Origin of the sequence: Solibacillus sp. FSL K6-1523, assembly GCF_038005225.1 — a bacterium.
In the GTDB taxonomy this organism is placed as follows: Bacteria; Bacillota; Bacilli; order Bacillales_A; family Planococcaceae; genus Solibacillus.
Window position 1 is genome coordinate 4,077,431 of the sequence record NZ_JBBOSU010000001.1, and the last position, 22,743, is coordinate 4,100,173.

Below are 22,743 nucleotides of genomic sequence, written 5' to 3' on the forward strand. Positions count from 1 at the left end.
TAAAGTTGATATCTATAATTTGTTTAAGTTCATCACTTAAACGTTTAAATCATTAACGTTTGCTTGTTCAGTTTTCAAGGTTCATTATGTCATTCTTGCGACACTCAATATATCTTACGACACATTCTCTTTCGTGTCAACATTTTTTTAAAAGTTTTTTGGAGCGGGTGAAGAGAATCGAACTCTCATCATCAGCTTGGAAGGCTGAGGTTTTACCACTAAACTACACCCGCATATGAAATTTGTTGTTATGGTGCGGACGAGAGGACTTGAACCTCCACGGGGTTACCCCCACTAGGCCCTCAACCTAGCGCGTCTGCCATTCCGCCACGACCGCGTTTATTATCAACTTCTCTAATTATACATCTTTGCGAGAAAATGTCAATATAAAACTGGTGAGCCATGCAGGATTCGAACCTGCGACCCTCTGATTAAAAGTCAGATGCTCTACCAACTGAGCTAATGGCTCGGAAATGGCTGGGGAACCTGGATTCGAACCAGGGCATGACGGAATCAAAATCCGTTGCCTTACCGCTTGGCTATACCCCAATAAATGGCGGTCCCGACCGGGATCGAACCGGCGATCTCCTGCGTGACAGGCAGGCATGTTAACCGCTACACCACGGGACCAAAACAAACTCTTCTATTAAAATTAAAATGGTGACCCGTACGGGATTCGAACCCGTGTTACCGCCGTGAAAGGGCGGTGTCTTAACCGCTTGACCAACGGGCCATGGCTCCGAAGGTAGGACTCGAACCTACGACCAACCGGTTAACAGCCGGTTGCTCTACCACTGAGCTACTTCGGAATATCGTTTATGTTGTCGTCGTTATTACCTTGCCGACTTTTATTATTATAGACACCTTTTATCGATTCGTCAACACCTTTTTGAAATTTATTTTCAAACTTTAAAATTGCTTATAAAATTACATGCTCACACCATTCGAGAAGTGGGAAACCTCTCCTTAAAGTAGTTACATAAAGTATTTCCAACTTGAACAACTATATGCAGACTTCTAAAATGAATCGCGATATCATGTACTCATTAAAATCAATTACATACTAACTCTATACTTCCCCCACAAATGCTACAACAATACTTTTTAACATCCATTTTTCGTTTCCTTCTATACAACTGATTACAATTGATACAATGATAAACATGAACTGCTGATGCTGCTTTTTTCTTCACCTCTTCAATCCTCGAACAAAAACGTGGCGCCCCCACTTGATTCAATAATTGTTTAAAATCTGGATCTTGATGTTTATACCCTCTTCCTAACAAATGCAAATGATAATGGCAAAGTTCATGTAAAATGATCCCTCGGAGTTCCTCCATTCCGAAGTGATCGTACATTTTTTTATTTAATTCAATATGATGTGAATTCAATAAATACCTTCCACCTGTCGTTTTCAATCTGCTATTAAAATAAGCTTGGTGTATAAATGGTCGGTTAAAGTGTTGAATTGAAAGTTCTTCAACTATCTTTTGAACTTGTTCGTCTGTCAAATACTCACCCCATATCAAATCAATTAGAAAATTACACTTTAATCATTAACAAACTCTAATCGATATTGCTCTCTATTTAAATGCACAAAAAATTATAATAAAAAGTACACCGAATCATACGGTGCACCTTCATTATAAGTGATTAACATTTATTAATAAATTACTTAATTATACGTACAAGTACGTTTCAAACAAAATCTCTGCTATAGCTTTAATCCAACATGAACTAATGCGTTCATGAATTGGATGATTTTTAAATGCTCTCTTGAAGTGCTGGTGGAAGCATTGTTAGCGATATTCTTCCTTTGTTTACTTCGACACTTTCAATCCAAACAGTCACGATATCACCTAAAGATACTACATCCAATGGGTGCTTAACTCGTCCCTTTTGTAATTTTGAAATATGAACGAGTCCATCTTGTTTAACGCCGATATCAACAAATGCGCCAAAATCAACAACATTTCGAACGGTTCCTTGTAATTCCATACCAACTTGTAAATCCTTCATTTGTAATACATCCGTTTTTAATAACGGCTGCGGAAAGGCATCTCGGGGATCTCGTGATGGCTTCATTAATGTCCCTACAATATCTTTCAATGTGACTTCCCCAACTTGTAATGTTTCACCTAACGCTGATAATCCTAATTGACTAATCGCCTGCTCAGCCTTTACTGTTCCTACATCTTTTTTTGTTAAGCTTGCTGCTTGTAAAATTTCTTCAGCCAATTTATAACTCTCCGGATGGATTCCTGTTGCGTCTAATGGATTTTTCGCTTCTGGAATACGCAAAAAACCAATTGCTTGTTCGTACGTTTTAGCACCTAAGCGTGGAATTTTCTTCAATTGAGCACGGGAAGTAAACTTTCCATTTTCACCGCGCATCGTTACTATATTTTCCGCAACCGTTTTCGATAATCCTGATACATACTGCAAAAGGGAAGCTGATGCTGTGTTTACATCTACTCCTACTTGGTTTACTGCTGTTTCCACAATAAACGAAAGGGATTCCGCTAATTGCTTTTGCGAAACATCATGTTGATACTGCCCTACACCTACAGCTTTCGGATCTATTTTCACCAATTCAGATAGCGGATCTTGTAATCGGCGTGCAATCGATACCGCACTCCGTTGTTCTACTTGTAAATCTGGGAACTCTGCACGCGCTGTTTCAGAAGCAGAATAAACAGATGCCCCTGCTTCATTAACGATGACATATGCCACATCCTGCGTAACTTCCTTCAACAGCTCTGCAATAAACTGCTCTGTCTCACGTGAAGCTGTCCCATTGCCAATTGCAATAATGCTAATCGGATACTTTGTTAAGATATTTTTTATTGCTACCTTTGATTTTGTTGTATCTGAAGTAGTGTGTGGATAAATGACACCTACCTCAATCATTTTCCCTAATTCATCGACTACTGCTAATTTACAGCCCGTTCGATAGGCCGGGTCGACACCAAGTACAAACTTTCCTCGCATCGGTGGTTGTAATAATAAATTCCGTAAGTTTTCCGAGAAAATATGGATTGCTTGTGTTTCTGCTTTTGCCGTTAACTCGCCGCGCAACTCCCTTTCAATAGACGGCTGAATTAAACGTTTATAGCTATCTGCAATCGCTAACTTCGCTTGCTCCACAGATGGGCCAACGAAATTTCGAGGAATCCATTGATACTCCATTTGAATCGTTGCTTTTTCAATCGGTACTTCAATCGACACTCTTAAAATTTCCTCTTTTTCTCCACGATTGACTGCCAACGTACGATGTGGTGCCATTCGATGGATCGGCTCTTCGTATTCATAATACATTTCAAAAACTTGTTTCTCATCTTTTTCAGCATTTTTTACCGCTGTCGCAAGCTTTCCTTCACGCCATGAAAGCGTTCGTAACTTTTCACGGATTGTAGCATCATCAGCAAAACGTTCAGCAAGTATATCTCGTGCACCGGCTAAAGCGTCTTCATCTGTGCTAACTCCTTGCTCTTCATTTATATACTGCGCAGCCATTTGATGTGTATCTTGTTTTGTAAATTTAAGCAATTGATTTGCTAGTGGTTCTAATCCGCGCTCTTTTGCAATCGTAGCTTTTGTTCGACGTTTTTGTTTATACGGTCGATATAAATCCTCAACACGTTGAAGTACAGTGGCCCCTTGAATAGCACTCGCTAATTCCTCTGTAAGCTTTCCTTGCTCCTCAATTAAACGTAAAACTTCCTCTTTTCTCGTTTCAAGTTGCTGTATGTAATGGAATCGATCTTCTACAGCTTTAATTTGCACTTCATCTAAAGAACCTGTTACTTCTTTTCGATAGCGCGCGATAAAAGGTACGGTATTACCTTCTTCTAGCAATTTGATTACCGCTTCTGCTTGCTTTACTTGTACGCTCGTTTCTTTTGCAATCATTTGTAGCATTTGTTGTTGTTCCATCGTACCACTCCCTTTGTTAATCTTTATTTAGTTTACCACTATTTTGGCCATTTCTAGCAGTTGTCACCCCTTCCTTTCCATTATTTACAGATTTGATGAAAATAAAAAAAGAGTCCACCATGGTAACTAGTAGACTCGAAGAATATTATAATGAAACGCCACCACTTGATATAATGGTTTCTTGTAATTTCTTAATTGCTTTTCGTTGTATTCGTGATACATGCATTTGCGAAATACCTAATCGTTCACCAGCCTCTTTTTGACTTAATTGCTCTAGGTAGGTAAGCTCGATAATTTGCCGTTCTCTTTCATTTAAAATATTCATCGCATCCGCAACAATCATACGTTGGTTTGTATTTTCAAAACCATCATCTACTCTTCCTACCACATCAAATAAGGTCACCGTGCTACCGTCTGAATCTGATTCAATGGAATGATCCATCGAGAGCGCTTGATAACTTCTCCCCATCTCCATCGCTTCAAGTACTTCTTCATCTTGTACCTCTAAGTAATTCGCAATTTCATGAATTGAGGGAGAGCGTTGTAACTCCGTCGTAAGCGTTTCAACCGCCGCCTTAATTCGAGGTCCTAATTCTTTAATACGACGGGGAACATGTACATCCCAAGTTTTATCACGTAAAAAACGCTTTATTTCCCCAACAATCGTTGGCACTGCGAAAGCTTCAAAACTTCTACCAAATGAAGGATCAAATCGTCGCATCGCTCCAAGTAAACCGAGCATCCCTACTTGAACAATATCGTCATGGTACGATTTGCCGCGTGAATATTTACGAGCAAGTGAGTCAACTAATTGCTTATAATGTATAACTAGGTTCGTTTGCGCTTCATCACTGTCCGATTCTTGATATTGTGCTATCCATTGCAGGATTTCTTCTTTTGACGAGCTTTTAGGTAGTGATTCTCTCGACATACTCCTTCACCTGCTCTTTCGTGACATACTTTGTCATGAAAACAGTGACGCCACCCTCATTGTTCATTTTGACTTCATCCATCAAAGTTTCCATTAAATATATGCCAAGGCCGCCTTCACGTAAAAGTTCTATGTTTTCGTCTTCACGATAAGGTCCCACTTTCGATTTAATTTCTTCAAAGTTAAAACTCATACCATAGTCAGATACCATAATTTCAATTTTATCTTCAAATAACGCACACCCTACTACAACTTCACCCTCATCATTTTCTTTATAGGCATGATGTACAACATTCGTAACGGCTTCACTTGTCGCAATTTTTAAATCTTCAATCTCATCATAAGAAAAACCTACACGTACTGCTAATCCTGAAATCATTAAACGAATAACACTCACATATTGAGGCTTCGCTGGCACCCGAATTTCAATATAATCAAATGCTTTCATTATTTTAACTCCACCTCTTCGTCAGTTTCGATACTCATTAATTCACTTAAACCAGTAATTTCAAATAGCCTCACTAAGCGACTCGATAATCCAACGAGACGCAATGGTACATTTTCACGCGTTACTTTCTTATAAAAAGCAACGAAAACACCTAAACCCGTACTGTCCATATAATTTACTTTAGACAAGTCTAATTCAACACGTCTGCCTTCAACAATTTGTACCGTTTCTAACTCTTCACATAAAACAGGAGCTGTAAATGTATCAATTTCCCCCTCAATATACCCTCTCATCACATTTCCATCTTCTCTAAACTGAACATTAACATTCATTTAAAACACCTCCGACTAAAATTACTTTATATACCTAAAAATTTCCGATTTAAACATATCTTCTAAACTATTCTACATTTTACTTTTTAAATATTACGACAGTAAAATCGTCTTCTAAATCAAACTCTGGTAGACCCTTTAAATAAACATACATTTGTTCACACATTTCTTGTGCACTTAAATTAATATAGTTTAATGCTAATTCTTTTATTACATTTCGCGGATTTAAATCTCCTTGCTTTCGGAAATCTGTCACACCATCTGTGATCATTAATATAAAATCATTCTTTTCTAGTTGAATATCATATTGCGGATACTTCACTTCCGACATTACACCTAAAAGCAAACCTTTGGATTCCAAATCATAAAACTTTTGTTCACGTGAATTATAATAGATTGCAGGTTCATGACCTGCTGAGCCATATGTAAATATATTTTTTTCGATATCATACGTCCCATAAAACATGGAAACAAACATACTGTCATCTACACTTTTTTCTATAATACGATTTAATACTTCAAGTACATAAGATGGTTTATTATTCGCGTACTCTAATGTATCTAATCCATTTTTCACCATCGACATACAAAGCGCTGCTGGCACTCCTTTACCAACAACATCTGTTACAGCCACACTTACATAATGCTGATCATCATTTAAAAAATATACGTAGTCTCCATTCATCTTTCGTATTGGAATTGAAACCATCCCTATATCTAATTTATTTACTGTGGGAATCGTTGTTTTTAATAACATATTTTGAATTTTAGCTGCTACATTCATCTCAATCCGCAGTTCTTCCTGTTGTGCCAATAAACTTTGATGCTCTTGCACAGTTAAGCCAAAGTGAACCATAATTTCGATTAAAAAATCAAAGCTATTTGAGATTTCACTAGGGATATCTGGATAAATTTGTTCAACGGCATACTTATGAATACTAATTACTTCTTCAGGTGTCAACTTTTTTTGTATAAGTTGACGAATAAAATTCTGACCGATATATAAATTCCGTTCTGTTTGATTTTTTAAGAAATCTGCTAATATTTTTTTATATTGAATTTGTAGTTCATTCAATTCCCCACATCCTACTAAATCCATTTTTCAACCTTTATTATCGTACCTTTTCCTATGGTGGTCTGAATTTCCATACTATCCATCAATCTTTTTACACCCGGTAATCCAGCACCTAGCCCACCAGAAGTTGAATATCCATCTTCCATCACTTTACGAACATTATCAATCCCTGGACCTTTGTCTATCGCAGTAATACGAATTCCACATTTCTCATTTTCTTCAGTGCGTTCTATTACAATTTCACCTGCACTAGCATACAAATAAATATTTCGTGCAAGTTCACTAATTGCCGTTGTAATACGAGCCTGTTCTACTGTACCAAAACCGATGATTTTTGCTTCGTTTCGTCCCAATTGACGTGCAACTACAATATCCCATTCTGTAATGATTTCAACGGTAGATTTAGTATTCAATATAACGCCCCCCACCATCAACTTAAGTTTTCTCTATATTAATTAGTTGTTAATTTCAATTTTATTATCAATGCATCCTGTTCAATATTTGGAATTATTAATAAATTATAATATAAAAACCTAATAAAATCCCATTATTTTTCAAAATTATATAAATCATTTATAATTTCCGTTAAAAACAACCTCTAAATAAAGATAAAAAGGGCATCGAAACTAATTGCTTCGATGCCCTTTTTTATGTATTAAAATTTAACAAGTCCTAGGCTGATGCCAAGTGCCATATCCACTTGTTCCATCAGTTGTGAATCAAGCTGAGTAATACGATCTGTTAATCGTGATTTATCAATCGTACGCAATTGCTCAAGCAAAATTACCGAGTCTCGCTCAAAGCCGTATTTCTTGGCATTAATTTCGACGTGTGTTGGTAATTTCGCTTTTTGAATTTGCGCTGTGATTGCAGCTATAATGACTGTAGGACTGAATCGATTTCCAATATCATTTTGAATAATTAAAACGGGTCTGGTACCACCTTGCTCAGAACCTACAACAGGTGACAGGTCAGCAAAAAAAACATCCCCACGCTTTACAATCAAATTGTCATCCCCCGCTAACGAGACGCTCCACCATATGTTCCGCTTCATACTCTGCATGTAAGCATTCACCACAAATAGACAGATTTATGTGCGACATTTCCACATAGCCTTTCATTAAAGCTTCCCGTAATTGATTTGGTTGCATATGCTCTATATATTTTCGCGTTGAAAGATACGTTATCGTTTCATCGCTACTTATATTATGGCCTAGTGTTCTTTCAAATTGAATAACTAATTCATCTGGAATTTCAATAATTACTTCTTCCAATTCTACTTTTACTTCTTCTAGTTCTTTTGCGAACAAAACAAGCACCTCCACAAACATACCATTTCACTTTCATTTTAGCATCGAATCTCGACAATGAAAAGACAAGAAATATTAAATACTGACAATTCTTGCAATGAATATGAGGTTTGTGTGAAGTTTACAGTTTTGTTTATCGCTTTTTCTGTCGATTATACTACTTTTATTCGACAAAACTCAACTAATCAGTTCTTATACATTCTTGGAACTCTTCCAGTAATTACACAAGGAATTTCATAATTAATCGTCTCTAATTTAGACGCCCAATCATCTATCGTTATTTCATCTTCTTGTTGTCTGCCAATTAATAGAACACGTTCACCAATATTATATGCTTCTTTCATTAAAATCATACTTTGATCCATACAAATTCTTCCGACAATTTGCGCACGCCCGCCACCAATTAATACCTCTTGTCCACTGAGCCTGCGTATCATCCCATCAGCGTAACCAATCGGTATTGTTCCGATGAAACAATCTTGTTCAGCTGTAAAATTCGCTCCATAACCAACTGATTGCCCAGCTTTTAGCTTCTTTACATGGACTAACTGTGTTTCTAAAGAAAATGCAGGCTTCAATGGAAATGGTAATAACTCTCCAACATAAGGCGATGGCAATAATCCATACATTGATATTCCAAAACGAACTGCATCATATTGTAAAGACGGTTCCTTTACTAATGTAGTTGCCGTATTTGCCACGTGGACTAATCGAGGCTTTTCTGGAAGAGCATTTAATAATTCCTTGAATAAACAAACTTGTTTTTCAAAATATCCGTTATCCTCTTCATCTGCGGTAGCAAAATGTGTGAAAATACCATCGACTATGAAGTGCTCTGAATTTTGAATCGCTTCGTACAACATTACTAATTCTTCTTGTGTCGTAACACCTATACGTCCCATGCCCGAGTCAATTTTCAGATGTAACTTCACTTGGTTAGAGAGCGGTAAATATTGCTTCGCTTGCTCCATCCATTCCTCCGAAAATACAGTAAGTGTAATGTTTTCTTTCGATGCATAGGGAATAAAAGAAGATGGGGTTGCGCCTAATACTAGAATGTCAATGTATTTAAAGTGTTCTCTCATATGTACTGCTTCATCTGGTGTGGCAACTGCCAGCATTGTTGCGCCAGCATTTATCGCTGTATTTGCTACTTCTATATCACCGTGACCATATGCATTCGCCTTTACTACAGCAATGATCCCCACATTCGGTTGGAGATGCTGACGTAAGGAAACGATATTTTGGTGAATTGCTTGTAAATCGATTACTGCTTTTGTTGGACGATAGTTAATTTTATTTTCCATACTCTTTATTCCCTCTTTTTACATTTGAACTTTTTGTTCAGTTTATTTCATACTTCCTGCCGTTACACTTGCAGCTACTTCCATTAATTCATCTTGTGACAGATGTGTCGATGCAATAAAGAAAGCTATGCCGTCCTGTTCCCAACGAATTGAGTTTTCCGTCATCGCACCAACCGTAAACCCTAAATCAGCAGGGTCTCCTGGTGAGAAAACAGGTAACGTATCTTCATTGTTCAATATAGGTTGTTGCATTAAAGTAAACGGCTTTTCACCTTCGAACGTTAAAATAACACGGGAATTTCCATCTCCCTCGGTTTTATATTCCTCCATTAACTTTGTATGTTCCCAATTTAATACCGGGTAATGTACTTGGAACTCTGTATTTTCTATATCGGCAAGAGCTGAATCTTTTTCCTTATTTTCCGGGAATTTTTCTACCGCATATTCTTCTGCCTTATGTTTTGCACCCATTTGGATATCTTTAAACGTAATAATAACTTGCTCTTCTAATGACTCGTTTAACACACTAACTTTTGTAGGGAGCATTGTTTTTTTATCAATTGTAATCTGTTGCACTGGTAATGCCGTTCTTTCGACATTACGCGTAGCTAATTCGAATGTATATTGTTTGTCATCTTCCGTCATAACCGCTGATTTGTCTGCTAGTAAATCTTCTGCTAGCATACCAATCAAATACGCTTGGCTATTTTGCTTCGGCCATTCACTTTGGAACTTATATGTTTTCTTCAACGCTGGCGTGACAACAAACACACCTTCTTCATTTCGCACAATCATTTGTGTTTCTTTATCCCCTTGTGTATTGACCGAAACACGATAGAAATCCGGCTTCGTATGCCAAACATTCACATCATAAACTCTCGGTTCAGTACCTGTCCTAACTTCCATCGTCGCATTCAATTCATAGCCCTTTGCTTCATTCCACTTTTCATTTACCTCTTGAACAACTTCCTCCTGAGTGGCTTTTCCACAGGCTACCAAAAATAAACAGCAGGCAACTACAACTAACATACGGACTTTCAACGCTTCACCCTTTCTCCCATCTGCTCCGATAAATCAGCATATGAAAAAGAACAAGCTAATATGTATCACTCCATTAATATCACTTGAGCTGCTGCAGTTGTATGCGTATGGGTAATAGAGACAAACGCCTTTGCTTGCTGACCATTGAAATACAGGACTGGTTTTCCTAATGAATCTTTCAATACTTCAATTTGGTGCAATTCACACCCTTCACCAATCCCAGTTCCATTCGCTTTGGAATAGGCTTCTTTTGCAGCAAAGCGCCCTGCTAAAAACTCAACTCTCCGTGTATCCGAAAGTGTTTCAAAAATAGCCAATTCCCGTTCCGATAAAATTCTTTGTTGAAATTTCTCTGTTCGGTTCATCGCTTTTTCTATTCTTACCATTTCGACAAGATCTAATCCAATTCCTTTAATCAAGTAAGACCTCCCCCTTCCATTTGAGCATTATTACAATGTATACTTATGTAGATAAAATAGTGTTCGTACTTTTTTCAATTCATATTCCGAGGTGAAACATGTTTATTCGTAGAGAAAACTTTAAACAATACATTAAGTTATACCCTATTGTGTCGTCAATTATTGCGATTAACTTTATTGTATTTATTATCACATTAATCCCTGGTATCGGTAAAGAGATTTTATACGCTGGAATGAGTGTCAATGCCTTCATTGCAGCGGGTGAATGGTGGCGCATTATTACTTCCATGTTTTTACACAGTGGTTTCGCACATGTTTTATTTAACATGTTTTCGCTCTTTTTATTCGGTCCTGAACTAGAAAAAATTGCTGGGAAAATGCGCTTTTTAACGATTTACTTTTTAGCAGGCATTTTTGGTGTTGCCGCTACTTTTGTTACACAAGACCCATACTATGCAAGCGTTGGTGCGAGTGGTGCAATTTACGGTATTTTCGGCGCTTTTGCTGCACTCGTATATTACACGCGCAATGCTTTCCCGCAGTTAAAGCAAATTATTTTACCGATTATCGTCATTAGTGTCATTATGACATTCCTCACACCTAATATTAATATTATGGCACATTTAGGGGGATTGGCTACTGGTTTTATTTTAGGTTTTGTTTACTTCAATTCTAAAAATATGCTGCGTTGGCGATAAATTAAAAGAACCGCTCTCTGATGATGAGAGCAGTTCTTTTAGCGTTCATACCAATGTAAAATTGTTTCAACTTCTTGCTGTTCTATGTGACGAACCGTAGCAGATGCCCCTGCCATTCCTGACATCACAACAATTTTTGCGGATCCAATTTGTTTTCTTTTTTGAAAATAATTTTGACTCCCTTGCACAACTTGAATTCTTTTTTTCTCTGCAAAGAATGTCACACGACTAACGGTACGGGAAACAATTGTAATTTGTTGTCCATTTAATAAATAGCCCGCCGTCTTAAATTGCCATCTTCCTAGCAATATAATTGGCACAATGATTAACAACGACAATAGGCCATATGGGTAGAGGAAATACGTTAATACCGCTATTAATGGCACCATCCATACAAAATCAATGCGATAGAAAAAGGGTTGCGCTCTTTTCGGTGGTGTCACTTCTGGTGTCATTGTAAAATCAATATGTGGAAACAACTCACTCAGTGGCTTGATAAGCATTTTTTTTGAAATGAGCGGAAATAACACAATCCTTTTATCCTTCTCGCCACTAAAGCTCCCACCTGCACTTTCCACAACGACTGTCGCCAAACCTAACATTTGTCGGAATGGATTTTCGATAATTTTTACCGCTTGCACACGATGCAAAGGAATCGTTACTCGCTTTTTTTCTAATAATCCTCGCGTGATAATTAATCGTTCATTTTGCTCCGTCACAGTAAAATCATAATAATTCAAAAATGTGAGCGCAACGGAAATGAACCATGCAACCAAAAATGCAAAGGCAATCAAAAATGAAACGACAATCACGCCGAACTTCATCAAAATAGCCATTTCATTATAAATATCATCAAACGGAATAAACTGAGAAAACTGCGATACGGCAGCAAACAATCCCGCCAGCACAACTCCTATACCGCTTGAAGTTGTTGCTAATAACAACAATTCTTTCGGGTGCATTTTATGAACAATAGATGAAGGTTCTTCTATTGATGTTTCCTGATTCTCCTCCACCGAAGAATCCATTCGTTTTACTTTCTTCATTTGATTTTCGATTTCTTCTGCTGCCATTTTCGTAACAGCTGTTAATTCTGCTTCTGGTTTGCCACTTTTACCACCTGCTGTTTCCACTTGCACTTGAACTAATCCAAAAACACGGTGAAAAATGCCTTCTTTATAGTTTAAACTTTGGATGCGATCAAATGGGATATAGCGCTTCTTTTTTACGAATAACCCATATTCAACGCGCAATTCACGCTCCTCAAACCAATACGTAAAGGTAATCCATTTAATTAAACCGCTCACTGTTGTCAAAATAACGATGACAAATAAGATGATTAGCGGAATCATTTCACTAAAAAAGCTTTCATCACGATAGTCAAAACTAAAATTAAAGCCATTCGCAACTACAATAATAACGATGGGAATTAATAAATCCTTAAACGCTTTTACTATATTAATAATCGCTGTAACTGGATGAAGCTTATATTTTTCATTAGACATCTTCTTCAGCCACCCTTGCTAATTCAGATATTTTTGTTCTTAGCATATCGGCATCCTCGGTTAACAACATAGGAATTGTATGTACGGTCGCAGCAGAAGATATAGAAATATTAGCTAAATTATACTTTTTTAAAATCGGACCTTGCTCCGTATCGACATGTTGCACACGTACCATCGGAATTAATGTGCGCTTTACGACAAATAGGCCGCTTTGAATTTCAATTTCTTGTTCTCTTACTTCATAGCGCCAAATTTTCCAACGTACATTCGGGAAAATAATAATCGATAAAATAATTGATAACACGACGATACTTATCGTAATCCAAATAATCCACTGTGGCCATTCATATTTATCCGCAAAAAATAGAACGCCCGCTGCAATAAGTGCTAAAATTACCGTTTGAATGATTCCATACAATCGCCAAACTGTTTGTGACTTTTTTGGTAATTGATATTTCGGTTGTAATCTCATTTTTCACACCTCTTTCTACTACTTATTGTATACGTTCCACTCGGCATTTTGTTTCATTTTATGTCAGATTACACGAACTACCTATTATTTTGTAAAAAAAAACACATCAACGAAAAGCGTTGATGTGTATTATAGATAAAGCTATTAGTCTTCGCGACGTTGACGAGGACGACGATCACGACTTGAAGAACTTCCTTCACGACGACCACCGCCGCCATTGCCACCTTCACGACGACCTGAATCACGACGTCCGCCACCTTCACGACGACGATCTCCACCGCTACCGCCACGACGGTCGTAACCACCGCGACTTGAACGACCGCGATCATTTCCACCACGACCACCGCCATTAGAACGGTCACGACGCATTGGTAATGGACGCTCTTCCGTTAATGAAATCGGTGTTGCATCCGGTTCTTTTGTAATTGATTTCAATGCAGCTGCTACTAAATCCAGCGCTTCATTATTTTCTAATAATTGAGCCGCTAATTCACGGTATTTACTAATATCTTCATTTTGTACTAATTCCACTAGGTTTTTCATTGCATCTTCTTGTAAGCCTACTAATGCTTCCTCTGATGTAGGAGTACGTAATGGTGTCATACGTTTTTTCGTTGTTTCTTCAACGATGCGTAAGTAGCCCATTTCACGTGGTGTTACGAATGTTACAGCAACACCTGATTTACCAGCACGGCCTGTACGTCCGATACGGTGAACATAGCTTTCTGGATCTTGTGGAATATCGAAGTTGTAAACATGTGTTACACCTGAAATATCTAAACCACGAGCTGCTACGTCTGTTGCGATTAAAATGTCAATTTTACCTTCTTTAAATTGACGTAATACTGAAATACGTTTTGCTTGGCTTAAGTCACCATGAATACCTTCTGCAAGGAAACCACGTAAACCTAACGCTTGGCTTAACTCATCTACACGACGTTTTGTACGACCGAAGATAATTGCTAATTCAGGCTTTTGAGCATCTAATAAACGAGAAAGTGCATCGAATTTCTCACGCTCAGTAGCTTTTACGAAGAACTGCTCAATGTTTTCCATTGTTAATTCTTTTGCTTTGATTTTAACCACTTCTGGGTTATTCATGAATGTTTCAGCAATTTTGCGGATTGCTGGAGGCATTGTAGCTGAGAATAATAACGTTTGGCGATTATCAGGAACAGATTCTAAAATAGCATTAATATCATCAATGAAGCCCATGTTTAACATTTCATCTGCTTCGTCTAATACTAATGTTTGTACTTCATCTAATCTTAGAGTACGACGGTTAATATGGTCTTGAATACGACCTGGTGTACCTACGATAATTTGTGGACGGTTTTTAAGCGCACGGATTTGACGGCCGATTTCTTGACCTCCGTAAACTGATAATAATTTTACGCGCTTGTCATAACCTAATTTATAAAGTTCTTCTGAAACTTGGATTGCTAATTCACGAGTTGGAGCAATTACTAATGCTTGGATATTTGGGTTTTTTGGATCGATTTTCTCGATTAACGGAATACCGAATGCAGCTGTTTTACCCGTACCAGTTTGCGCTTGACCTAATACGTCACGGCCATCCATTGCAAATGTGATTGTTCCCTCTTGAATTGGTGTTGCTTCTTCAAATCCCATACGTTTAATTGAACGTAATGTAGATTCACTAATATTTAATTCTGAAAAATTTGTCAAACTATTCAATCTCCTTTTTCCTTATAAGTCGACAAATGGTTACATTTTCAGATGACATGGCGGCAAATTCGAGCCAATGTATATGGAACGTTTCCGTTACTTTAAATTTATCTCTACATTATTTGTAGAGTTTATTATACGAATAGGAAAGCCCGGTCTTTGCCGAGCGGTTCAATTCTACGATTCTAATTTGGATTAAAAGTTTAAAAAATAGAATAAAACCGTTAAGTTCAAAAAAAAGTACTCTTCATCAATAAAGTCTGAAGAGTCCTCGTACAAAATGTATCCATTGCTTACATCAGTCTAACATGGGTTGTAGCAGTATGCAATGATAATGCTTGTATCTAAATAAACTGTTTATTCATTCTCTGTGACGTTTTTAGGCTGACATCCTTCTTCCTTCAAAAATCTATGACATCCGCCGGGACTTGGGTCAACACGATGTTGATCACAAAGGCGTTGTCACAGGACGTGACGGGTTTTGCCTTTGTTCCCCAATTCTGCTGAATCAAGTTAAAAAATTCAGCACTTTCTCAAACCATTCTTCACAATCATCACTATAACAAATATGATGCTTGCCACATGCTGAAAGATACAACAGTTTTTCCTTTGATTGAATTTGGTCATGCAGTATTCGCGCAGTTTGGCTCGGCACAATGCCATCCAATAATCCTTGTACAATAAATGTTGGACATTTTATATTTTTAATGTAGGGCGCTGTTTTTTGAACAACTTTCATAAATTCTACAGTTGCACTAAATGGGACGTTCAAAAATTTAAATTTATAGCGAGCAAATAATTCGTTATCTTGCAAGTTTTTATGCATTGCATCTGTCGCGACTAAACGGAAGTCTTTCACTAATTGTGATGGGCTTATATATTTTGCAGCAGCACTTAATAGTACTAACTTCTTCACCTTGTAGCGCGTTGCCAAATACATGGCAATGACGCCCCCCATCGAAAAACCAACAATGATAATTTCATCTACTTGCTTTGCCAATCGGCGGTACGCAATTTCAGCGTCCATTAACCAATTATGCGCTTTATATCCCTTCATTGCTAAATCCTCTGCTTCACCATGACCCGATAATGTTGGAATCGCTATAAGCCATTCTGTTTTTTCTTGGACATAATCGGCAAATGGCTGAACTTCATACGGTCCACCGGAAAATCCGTGTAAAAAAAGTATGCCAATCGACATTTAATCCACTCCAATCATCCAATGTGATATGTACAAAAAGGCGTTGAGCTAGCATTATGCTAACTCGACGCCTTTTATAATATTCTCCAACTGCATACCGCGCGAACCTTTTACTAATAGTAATGATTGCTTAGTTGCGTGCAGTTTAATTTTCTCGATAATGATTGCATAATCTTCTTCCGTATAGAGAAGGTGCTGCTCATCAAAGACCGTTTGTAATTTCTCATAAAGCCACTTCATACGGGGGCCGAATAGACAAACATACGTCGTCTTGTCAGAATCAATTACTTTTGCAATTTCCTCGTGGTAACGCTGTTCATCTTGCCCAAGCTCCAACATATCGCCAAGCACTAACCATTTCTCATCGCGAATCTCAGTTTGCTGGATAAAATGAATCGCGGCATGCATCGAAGTTGGTGCAGCATTATAGGCGTCATTAATAAATAATTTATTGCCAACTGGCATGAGCTGCATACGCATATCTGTTAAAGTAGCCTGTTTTAACGCCGTTCGAATTTGTTCATCCGTTAAACCAAGCGCTTTACTGACAAGCATCGCGCTTAATGTATTTTTCACTTGATGTTCACCTAAAACAGAAATGAAAAAATCTCCATCAATTAATCCTTCTACGTGGAAGTGACTTCCCGACTCTGATGTATGAATGTTTGAAGCGATTAAATTTTGCTCTTTCGTAAAACCAAATGATTGCGTTTGTAAATTTTCATTTTTTGCTATTAACTGTTGGAGTAATGGCTCGTCACCATCAAAAAACAGTATGCCATCTGGTTCTAAACCTTGAACAACTTCAAATTTTGCCTGTGCAATTCCTTCACGGGAGCCTAAATCTTGCATATGTGCTTCCCCGATATTTGTAATAATCGCATAATGAGGACGTGCTAATTTCGTTAAATATTCAATTTCACCAAAGCCGCTCATCCCCATCTCAAGCACAGAGATTTCCGTATCTTCATCTAATTGCAAAATTGTAATCGGTAAACCTAGTTGATTATTAAAATTACCAATCGTTTTTTGCACTTTATAATACGGCGCGAGCGCACTTGCTAAAATGTCTTTTGATGAAGTTTTCCCGTTTGAACCAGTAATACCAATAAACGTCGCTTGATGTTCGTTACGGTAAGCAATCGCCATTTCCTGCAACGCCACTTCCGGATCATCAATGAAAATTAATGGGTAGTTTGCGGGTGGATTCGGTTCGTCCTTCATCCATAAAGAAGCGGCTGCCCCTTTTTCAAATGCTTGCTCGACAAAACGATGCCCATTGACCGCCTCACCTCGAAAAGGGATAAATAAATCGCCTGGCTGAATCGTACGCGTATCAATCGAAATCCCTGTTACGATCGTATCTTGAAATAATTGCTGTTCAATTTTTAACCACGTTGCAAGTTGCTGTAAGTTTTTTTTCACTCTTTATCCCACTCAATCTCTTTTGTATTGGAGCTTTTGTTTTTCTGTATGACGCTCTACGGCTAAGGCAATTAATTGATCGATTAATTGCGGATACGTTACGGCTGTATGCTGCCATAATAGCGGGTACATACTTACTGGTGTAAATCCAGGCATCGTGTTTACTTCATTAATATATATTTTATTATCCACAGTCACGAAAAAGTCAGCCCGCACTAAACCTGACCCATCAATTGCTTTAAATGCCTTTTTCGCCATACCGACTAAATCTTGATATACATTCCCTTGTAGTTCAGCTGGAATGATTAATACCGTTGAGCCATCTTTATATTTTGAATCATAATCATAAAATTCCGTTACTGGTTTGATTTCTCCCGCTACTGAAACTTCTGGTGTATCGTTTCCAAGTACGGCAAGCTCGATTTCCCGGGCAATAACTCCTTGCTCCACAACGATTTTACGATCATATTGAAGAGCAAATTGAACAGCCTTTTCTAATTCTTGTGTATTTGTTGCTTTGCTAATACCGACACTTGAACCTAAATTTGCTGGCTTGACGAACATTGGGTAGCCAAGTTTTCGTTCGCACTTCTTAATCCATTCTGTACGATCGCCTTCCCACTCACTGCGAATGAAGTACACATATGGTAATTGAGGTAAATCCGCCATTTCGAATAACTGCTTCATCACGACCTTATCCATCCCAGCAGCCGAACTAAGTACGCTGTTGCCTACATAAGGGATATTTAAAACATCTAAAAGCCCTTGAACGGTACCATCTTCACCATTCGTTCCGTGCAGTAACGGGAATATAACATCAAAAGGGTTTTCCATATGCGCTTCAATAAATTGTCTAATATTATTCGCAGCATAATCTGCCGTTGTATCAAATTGTAATTGTTCAGACGATTGTGCTGGTTCTATTAATTGAGGTCCTACACGCCATTCGCCATCCAATGTAATAAAAATCGGATGTACATCATATTCATTAAAATTCAAAGCTTGCGTTACAGCCTGTGCCGTCGACAACGAGACTTCATGTTCCGCAGACTTCCCTCCATACAATAAACCGATTCTTTTTTTCATTTTGCGACCTCCATTTTTTTCTAAGCATAGTGTATCACGAATCTTTACCGATACGGATTACGTTTCATCATATTCATTAAAAACACTCACTGCAGCAGCTGTGAGTGTTAACTGATTTGTATTAGTTCATCATAGCTAAGTTTTAATAGTTCATCTAAATCATCCCATACTTCATCTGGAAAATTATAATCCGCTAACGTGCGAATCTCAATTCCATAATGAGCACTCGGTTTGTCTAGTTTATATAGAGATAATAATGCGCCTTCCTTCACAAACGGTCTATATAAACGCAATGTTGAAGGGTCCATTACTGGCAAATTATCTTTATTTTTTCTGCGCCAAAAGCTTCCTACACCTTCTTTTTCCTTGATCATTTGATTGAATAAATTCGCTACTAATAATTCAGAGTCTCCGATAAAACGAAAATACACTTTCGTCATTTTATCGGATATGGAAGAATAGTAGGCATATCGATTTTGCAATTTACCTATGAACGGTGTCGTTAACGGCTCACGTTTATGACTGAAATAAAGCAACTCAGCTTGTTCCAGCGGCGTTAATGTATCCACATTTTTTTCTGTCGTAAAATCAATCCAACAAAGGTCGTTTTTCAAATCCTGTTCCGTTTTTAAAAAACCTTGCATCTCTTCACTGCTTACAAAGTCAAATTGCGTATGCATATTAAAAGAGCCATCTTCGTATGCGTGTTTTAAAAGTAAAACATTTTTTACAGATTCTAATGCAGGTAAAAATTGTTTTAGCGAAATGCCGCTAAAAATTACAAAATGATCCACGTCATTCATATGTATATATAAATGATGCATAAAATCTTCTGCGGATTTCAATTTCTTTGCCACAACACACACGCCCCTTTAAACACAATTATGTATGATTATTATATGACTTATCGAACGAATTTGAAACATTTTCTGCGCTGTTTCGTCACAACTTTTACAATGAGCTTCCTAAAGTAATTTTCTGTGGAATATGATAAAGTTAAACGAGTTACAAAAGTGCTTCTTTTTTAATAGAAATAAATATTTTTAGATGATAAGGTGAAACGAATGGATACAAATAAACTTAGTTTCAATAAACGTTTTGACTGGCCACTCGCCATTATATTAATAATTTTTCTTTGTGTTAGTTTATTGGCGATTTCTTCTGCCCAAACATCGGGGCAATATGGGGAAAATTTCGTCCCCAAACAAATTTTAAATTATATGATTGGCGCATTCATCGTTGCATTCGTTATGTACTTTGATCCTGATCAATATAAGAGGCTTGCATGGCCATTTTACTGGTTTGGAATAGCTTTGCTTGCCGCAGTAGTAATCATTCCCCCGTCAACTGGATTAACGATATTCCGAAATGGGGCACAAAGTTGGTTTGCAACGCCAATTGGGAGTATACAGCCAGCAGAATTTATGAAAACCTTTTATATTCTTGCAGCCGCATATTTAATTAGCACGCACCATGTTGCCAATCCGACAAAAACATTGAAGACAGATTTTATGCTTCTTTTAAAAATTGGATTAACTTTAGCAGTACCCTTAGCATTAATTATGCTCCAACCCGATTTAGGTTCATCACTTGTGTTTCTTGCGATTACAGCAGCCCTCATCATTGTTGCAGGTGTTTCTTGGAAAATTATTCTCCCGCTCTTTGGGGGAGCAGCTGCACTTGGTGGTTCGTTACTATGGATGGCTGTTTATATGCAAGACTTCCTAGAAAAAACATTTGGATTCCAGTCCTATCAAGCTGCACGGATTTACTCTTGGTTAGATCCTTATTCTTACGCCACATCTGATGGCTATCATTTAATCACTTCATTAAATGCAATTGGCTCAGGTGAAGTTTTCGGGAAAGGCTATCAAGGTCGTGAAGTATATGTCGCTGAAAATCATACAGACTTTATTTTTGCAGTGATCGGAGAAGAATGGGGCTTTATCGGTGCAAGTGCGGTTATCTGTCTATTCTTCCTATTAATTTATCATTTAACAAAGACAACACTTTTACTAAAAGATCCTTTCTGTACATACGTTTGTGCAGGGATTATTGCGATGATTACGTTCCACGTTTTTGAAAATATCGGAATGACAATTCAATTATTACCTATTACCGGTATACCTCTACCGTTTTTAAGTTACGGTGGTAGTTCGTTAATGGGGAATGCACTTGCAATCGGACTTGTGTTTGGTATGAAGTTCCATTACCGCACGTATATGTTCTCTGCAAATGATCCGGAAGAAGACTAAAAGAAAAGACAACTTGTGCAACTTATAAAAGTCGCGCCAGTTGTCTTTTTTATGCTTAAAGACGCCCACTGATTTTTTAGAATCAATGGGCGTCTTTAGTATTTAATCAATTTTGTGTTTGTGGAGTTTGTGTTGGTGGTGTTAAAACTTTTAAAAGTTCGATACGAGATTTCGTAACTGTCGCCGTAACACCTAATTTAGATAAGTTTGTAACAATACGTTTTAAATCAATCTCTTTCGCCATTTCTCTACACCTCAACCTTTCCTTAAGTAAAATATATAACGAATCATTAAAATTAAAGTTCCAAGCAGCCTCTGCATAATCCGCCGCTCAATTTGTCAGGAACCTCTTCGAAAGATCTCAAAGGTCTGACCTTCTACATCTTCATCATACCACTTATTTACATCGGAAAATCTTTCAATTTTGTTACAAATGTAAAAACTTTCACTTTGAGTATAACCTTATTACATTTAATGTAAACATTCTTTCTCTGAAATTTCCCGAAGTAAATCTTATGCTGTCATTTTCATTAATAACTAAAAAATTATCCGTTATAACTATCGACTTATTTTTTAAGATATCTTTCTTAAAACGATATGATTTTTATTATTTTTGAGTGGAGAAATAATGCATTTTACACATTTCCACTACAGCCATAGTAAAAACCCTTTATTACTAAATTTTAATCATGTTTAATGACAAATACAAGGGGAAATATTGTAGTATTACGCAACTTTCTGTGGAGAATAACTATTTCCACACTATTCCGATATTACTTACGAGGAGGGATTCTATGAGGGATGTTAAAAAGGATATTTTTATCCCAAAAGAATTGATTCATTTTCATAACTACTTAAAAGGCTCCGCAACCCAAGTCGCTATTATTGAACCTTTAAAATATGCAACTCTTATACATGAAAGTAAGTTTGCGGGTATTCCGTATTTACCTAAAGGAATTACACACCCTAAAGATGACGATGGGCAGTTTATGCGATTACTCGCGCAAATTAACTTTTCTGAGTTTCAGCTAGATCACCCATTTCCGCTGAAGGGAATATTGCAATTTTATATTTCTCAGCAATGCTCCTCACAAGTAAAGCCTAACGCTGCGCGGCATTACTTCCACGTGCAATATGTTTTACTAAATGAAATAGATGACACTTATGAACTTGATTTTTCTTATATGAATCGCGCGGATTTTCGTTGCTTCCCAATTAGGCAAGAAATGAAACTACATTTTAATCAATCATTCGAACCAGTTTCTATAATGGATTATCGTTTAAAGAATTATTTCAACCAAGCTATCATGAATGAATTTATTACATTAGATGAACGCTCTTTTCATGATATTTATTTAGTAAATTATTTAGCAGCGGATCACAAAATTGGGGGCTATCCCTATTTTATTGAACATGACTTTAGAGAGTCATTTCCGCATTTACAACATTATGACACATTACTCTTACAAATTGTGTCGAATGATGAACAACAAATTATGTGGGGTGATAGTGGTATCATTAGCTTTTTTATTAATTCGGAGAAATTGCAGCGGCTCGACTTCTCAGATATTTATTTTCATTTAGAGGAGTATTAAAAAATCGAAGTTGCCTTT

Annotated in this window: 23 protein-coding genes and 7 tRNA genes; 3 read left to right on the forward strand and 27 right to left on the reverse strand. The window is 37.3% G+C overall.

The features are described from left to right. Nucleotides 1–159 precede the first annotated feature (159 nt). The 19 genes from MHI10_RS19605 to acpS all read right to left on the reverse strand — a co-directional run bounded on the left by MHI10_RS19605 (nucleotide 160) and on the right by acpS (nucleotide 10,799). Nucleotides 160–233: transfer RNA gene (locus MHI10_RS19605), tRNA-Gly, on the reverse strand. A gap of 18 nt (nucleotides 234–251) precedes the next feature. Continuing rightward, nucleotides 252–337: transfer RNA gene (locus tag MHI10_RS19610), tRNA-Leu, on the reverse strand. Nucleotides 338–393: 56 nt separating this feature from the next. Beyond that, a tRNA-Lys gene (locus MHI10_RS19615) sits at nucleotides 394–469 on the reverse strand. A gap of 5 nt (nucleotides 470–474) precedes the next feature. Continuing rightward, nucleotides 475–549, reverse strand: a tRNA-Gln gene (locus MHI10_RS19620). 5 nt (nucleotides 550–554) lie between these two features. Beyond that, nucleotides 555–630 (reverse strand) — tRNA-Asp (locus tag MHI10_RS19625). A gap of 28 nt (nucleotides 631–658) precedes the next feature. After that, nucleotides 659–733 (reverse strand) — tRNA-Glu (locus tag MHI10_RS19630). A 1-nt stretch (nucleotide 734) separates the two neighbouring features. Further along, nucleotides 735–809 (reverse strand) — tRNA-Asn (locus MHI10_RS19635). A 243-nt stretch (nucleotides 810–1,052) separates the two neighbouring features. After that, nucleotides 1,053–1,511 (reverse strand): SprT family protein, encoded by a 459-nt coding sequence (locus MHI10_RS19640; protein WP_340788469.1) that lies wholly within the window; start codon nucleotides 1,509–1,511, stop codon nucleotides 1,053–1,055. Nucleotides 1,512–1,764: 253 nt separating this feature from the next. Beyond that, complete coding sequence (locus tag MHI10_RS19645) at nucleotides 1,765–3,936, reverse strand: Tex family protein (RefSeq protein WP_340788470.1); 2,172 nt, start codon at nucleotides 3,934–3,936, stop codon at nucleotides 1,765–1,767. Nucleotides 3,937–4,081: 145 nt separating this feature from the next. Continuing rightward, nucleotides 4,082–4,867: an RNA polymerase sigma factor SigB gene (sigB, locus tag MHI10_RS19650; RefSeq protein ID WP_340788472.1), complete on the reverse strand. Its 786-nt coding sequence runs from the start codon at nucleotides 4,865–4,867 to the stop codon at nucleotides 4,082–4,084. Beyond that, on the reverse strand, nucleotides 4,845–5,315 hold the full coding sequence (gene rsbW, locus MHI10_RS19655; protein WP_340788473.1) for an anti-sigma B factor RsbW: 471 nt from the start codon (nucleotides 5,313–5,315) through the stop codon (nucleotides 4,845–4,847). Before rsbW ends, sigB begins: the two co-directional genes overlap by 23 nt. Beyond that, nucleotides 5,315–5,647, reverse strand: coding sequence for an STAS domain-containing protein (locus MHI10_RS19660; RefSeq protein WP_340788475.1), 333 nt, complete (start codon nucleotides 5,645–5,647; stop codon nucleotides 5,315–5,317). The genes rsbW and MHI10_RS19660 overlap by 1 nt, the downstream gene beginning before the upstream one ends. 79 nt (nucleotides 5,648–5,726) lie before the next feature. After that, a complete protein-coding gene (locus tag MHI10_RS19665) occupies nucleotides 5,727–6,722 on the reverse strand; it encodes a PP2C family protein-serine/threonine phosphatase (RefSeq protein ID WP_340788476.1) in 996 nt (331 codons plus the stop codon). A 14-nt stretch (nucleotides 6,723–6,736) separates the two neighbouring features. Continuing rightward, nucleotides 6,737–7,135, reverse strand: a complete 399-nt coding sequence (locus tag MHI10_RS19670; RefSeq protein WP_340788479.1) for an anti-sigma regulatory factor — start codon at nucleotides 7,133–7,135, stop codon at nucleotides 6,737–6,739. 242 nt (nucleotides 7,136–7,377) lie between these two features. Further along, a complete protein-coding gene (locus tag MHI10_RS19675) occupies nucleotides 7,378–7,728 on the reverse strand; it encodes a type II toxin-antitoxin system PemK/MazF family toxin (RefSeq protein WP_340788482.1) in 351 nt (116 codons plus the stop codon). Between the two features lie 4 nt (nucleotides 7,729–7,732). Continuing rightward, nucleotides 7,733–8,032: a transcriptional regulator gene (locus MHI10_RS19680; protein WP_340788485.1), complete on the reverse strand. Its 300-nt coding sequence runs from the start codon at nucleotides 8,030–8,032 to the stop codon at nucleotides 7,733–7,735. 185 nt (nucleotides 8,033–8,217) lie between these two features. Next, nucleotides 8,218–9,339, reverse strand: a complete 1,122-nt coding sequence (alr, locus tag MHI10_RS19685; protein ID WP_340788487.1) for an alanine racemase — start codon at nucleotides 9,337–9,339, stop codon at nucleotides 8,218–8,220. A 42-nt stretch (nucleotides 9,340–9,381) separates the two neighbouring features. After that, a complete protein-coding gene (locus tag MHI10_RS19690) occupies nucleotides 9,382–10,380 on the reverse strand; it encodes a LolA family protein (protein ID WP_340788490.1) in 999 nt (332 codons plus the stop codon). Nucleotides 10,381–10,445: 65 nt separating this feature from the next. Beyond that, complete coding sequence (gene acpS / locus MHI10_RS19695) at nucleotides 10,446–10,799, reverse strand: holo-ACP synthase (RefSeq protein ID WP_340788492.1); 354 nt, start codon at nucleotides 10,797–10,799, stop codon at nucleotides 10,446–10,448. A 98-nt stretch (nucleotides 10,800–10,897) separates the two neighbouring features. Between acpS and MHI10_RS19700 the strand changes: the two genes are divergently transcribed. Then, entirely contained in the window at nucleotides 10,898–11,497 is a 600-nt protein-coding gene (locus tag MHI10_RS19700; RefSeq protein ID WP_340788495.1) for a rhomboid family intramembrane serine protease, read from the forward strand. 38 nt (nucleotides 11,498–11,535) lie between these two features. On the opposite strand, the gene MHI10_RS19705 is transcribed toward MHI10_RS19700, so the two are convergent. From MHI10_RS19705 to MHI10_RS19735, 7 genes are all read right to left on the reverse strand, one after another. Then, nucleotides 11,536–13,002, reverse strand: coding sequence for a PH domain-containing protein (locus MHI10_RS19705; RefSeq protein WP_340788497.1), 1,467 nt, complete (start codon nucleotides 13,000–13,002; stop codon nucleotides 11,536–11,538). Then, nucleotides 12,995–13,474: a PH domain-containing protein gene (locus MHI10_RS19710; RefSeq protein ID WP_340788498.1), complete on the reverse strand. Its 480-nt coding sequence runs from the start codon at nucleotides 13,472–13,474 to the stop codon at nucleotides 12,995–12,997. Before MHI10_RS19710 ends, MHI10_RS19705 begins: the two co-directional genes overlap by 8 nt. A gap of 144 nt (nucleotides 13,475–13,618) precedes the next feature. Beyond that, the gene (locus MHI10_RS19715) at nucleotides 13,619–15,163 is read right to left on the reverse strand and encodes a DEAD/DEAH box helicase (RefSeq protein ID WP_340788501.1); all 1,545 of its coding nucleotides are present in this window, start codon (nucleotides 15,161–15,163) and stop codon (nucleotides 13,619–13,621) included. 508 nt (nucleotides 15,164–15,671) lie between these two features. Then, nucleotides 15,672–16,364 (reverse strand): alpha/beta hydrolase, encoded by a 693-nt coding sequence (locus MHI10_RS19720; protein WP_340788503.1) that lies wholly within the window; start codon nucleotides 16,362–16,364, stop codon nucleotides 15,672–15,674. A gap of 54 nt (nucleotides 16,365–16,418) precedes the next feature. Further along, a complete protein-coding gene (locus MHI10_RS19725) occupies nucleotides 16,419–17,789 on the reverse strand; it encodes a UDP-N-acetylmuramoyl-tripeptide--D-alanyl-D-alanine ligase (protein WP_340788504.1) in 1,371 nt (456 codons plus the stop codon). 12 nt (nucleotides 17,790–17,801) lie between these two features. Beyond that, complete coding sequence (locus MHI10_RS19730; RefSeq protein WP_340788505.1) at nucleotides 17,802–18,875, reverse strand: D-alanine--D-alanine ligase; 1,074 nt, start codon at nucleotides 18,873–18,875, stop codon at nucleotides 17,802–17,804. 107 nt (nucleotides 18,876–18,982) lie between these two features. Next, on the reverse strand, nucleotides 18,983–19,732 hold the full coding sequence (locus MHI10_RS19735) for a hypothetical protein (RefSeq protein WP_340788506.1): 750 nt from the start codon (nucleotides 19,730–19,732) through the stop codon (nucleotides 18,983–18,985). A gap of 207 nt (nucleotides 19,733–19,939) precedes the next feature. Between MHI10_RS19735 and MHI10_RS19740 the strand changes: the two genes are divergently transcribed. Then, on the forward strand, nucleotides 19,940–21,130 hold the full coding sequence (locus MHI10_RS19740; protein ID WP_340788507.1) for an FtsW/RodA/SpoVE family cell cycle protein: 1,191 nt from the start codon (nucleotides 19,940–19,942) through the stop codon (nucleotides 21,128–21,130). Between the two features lie 106 nt (nucleotides 21,131–21,236). On the opposite strand, the gene MHI10_RS19745 is transcribed toward MHI10_RS19740, so the two are convergent. Further along, the gene (locus tag MHI10_RS19745) at nucleotides 21,237–21,374 is read right to left on the reverse strand and encodes an Lmo0850 family protein (RefSeq protein ID WP_169793440.1); all 138 of its coding nucleotides are present in this window, start codon (nucleotides 21,372–21,374) and stop codon (nucleotides 21,237–21,239) included. Nucleotides 21,375–21,924: 550 nt separating this feature from the next. Between MHI10_RS19745 and MHI10_RS19750 the strand changes: the two genes are divergently transcribed. Beyond that, entirely contained in the window at nucleotides 21,925–22,725 is an 801-nt protein-coding gene (locus MHI10_RS19750; RefSeq protein ID WP_340788511.1) for a YwqG family protein, read from the forward strand. The last annotated feature ends 18 nt before the right edge of the window (nucleotides 22,726–22,743 follow it).

Excerpts from the sequence above, each read along its gene's own strand:
- MHI10_RS19645 (WP_340788470.1), bottom strand. The coding sequence starts at position 3,936 with ATGGAACAACAACAAATGCTACAAATGATTGCAAAAGAAACGAGCGTA.
- sigB (WP_340788472.1), bottom strand. The coding sequence starts at position 4,867 with ATGTCGAGAGAATCACTACCTAAAAGCTCGTCAAAAGAAGAAATCCTG.
- rsbW (WP_340788473.1), bottom strand. The coding sequence starts at position 5,315 with ATGAAAGCATTTGATTATATTGAAATTCGGGTGCCAGCGAAGCCTCAA.
- MHI10_RS19660 (WP_340788475.1), bottom strand. The coding sequence starts at position 5,647 with ATGAATGTTAATGTTCAGTTTAGAGAAGATGGAAATGTGATGAGAGGG.
- alr (WP_340788487.1), bottom strand. The coding sequence starts at position 9,339 with ATGGAAAATAAAATTAACTATCGTCCAACAAAAGCAGTAATCGATTTA.
- MHI10_RS19700 (WP_340788495.1), top strand. The coding sequence starts at position 10,898 with ATGTTTATTCGTAGAGAAAACTTTAAACAATACATTAAGTTATACCCT.
- MHI10_RS19705 (WP_340788497.1), bottom strand. The coding sequence starts at position 13,002 with ATGTCTAATGAAAAATATAAGCTTCATCCAGTTACAGCGATTATTAAT.
- MHI10_RS19710 (WP_340788498.1), bottom strand. The coding sequence starts at position 13,474 with ATGAGATTACAACCGAAATATCAATTACCAAAAAAGTCACAAACAGTT.
- MHI10_RS19720 (WP_340788503.1), bottom strand. The coding sequence starts at position 16,364 with ATGTCGATTGGCATACTTTTTTTACACGGATTTTCCGGTGGACCGTAT.
- MHI10_RS19730 (WP_340788505.1), bottom strand. The coding sequence starts at position 18,875 with ATGAAAAAAAGAATCGGTTTATTGTATGGAGGGAAGTCTGCGGAACAT.
- MHI10_RS19740 (WP_340788507.1), top strand. The coding sequence starts at position 19,940 with ATGGATACAAATAAACTTAGTTTCAATAAACGTTTTGACTGGCCACTC.
- MHI10_RS19745 (WP_169793440.1), bottom strand. The coding sequence starts at position 21,374 with ATGGCGAAAGAGATTGATTTAAAACGTATTGTTACAAACTTATCTAAA.
- MHI10_RS19750 (WP_340788511.1), top strand. The coding sequence starts at position 21,925 with ATGAGGGATGTTAAAAAGGATATTTTTATCCCAAAAGAATTGATTCAT.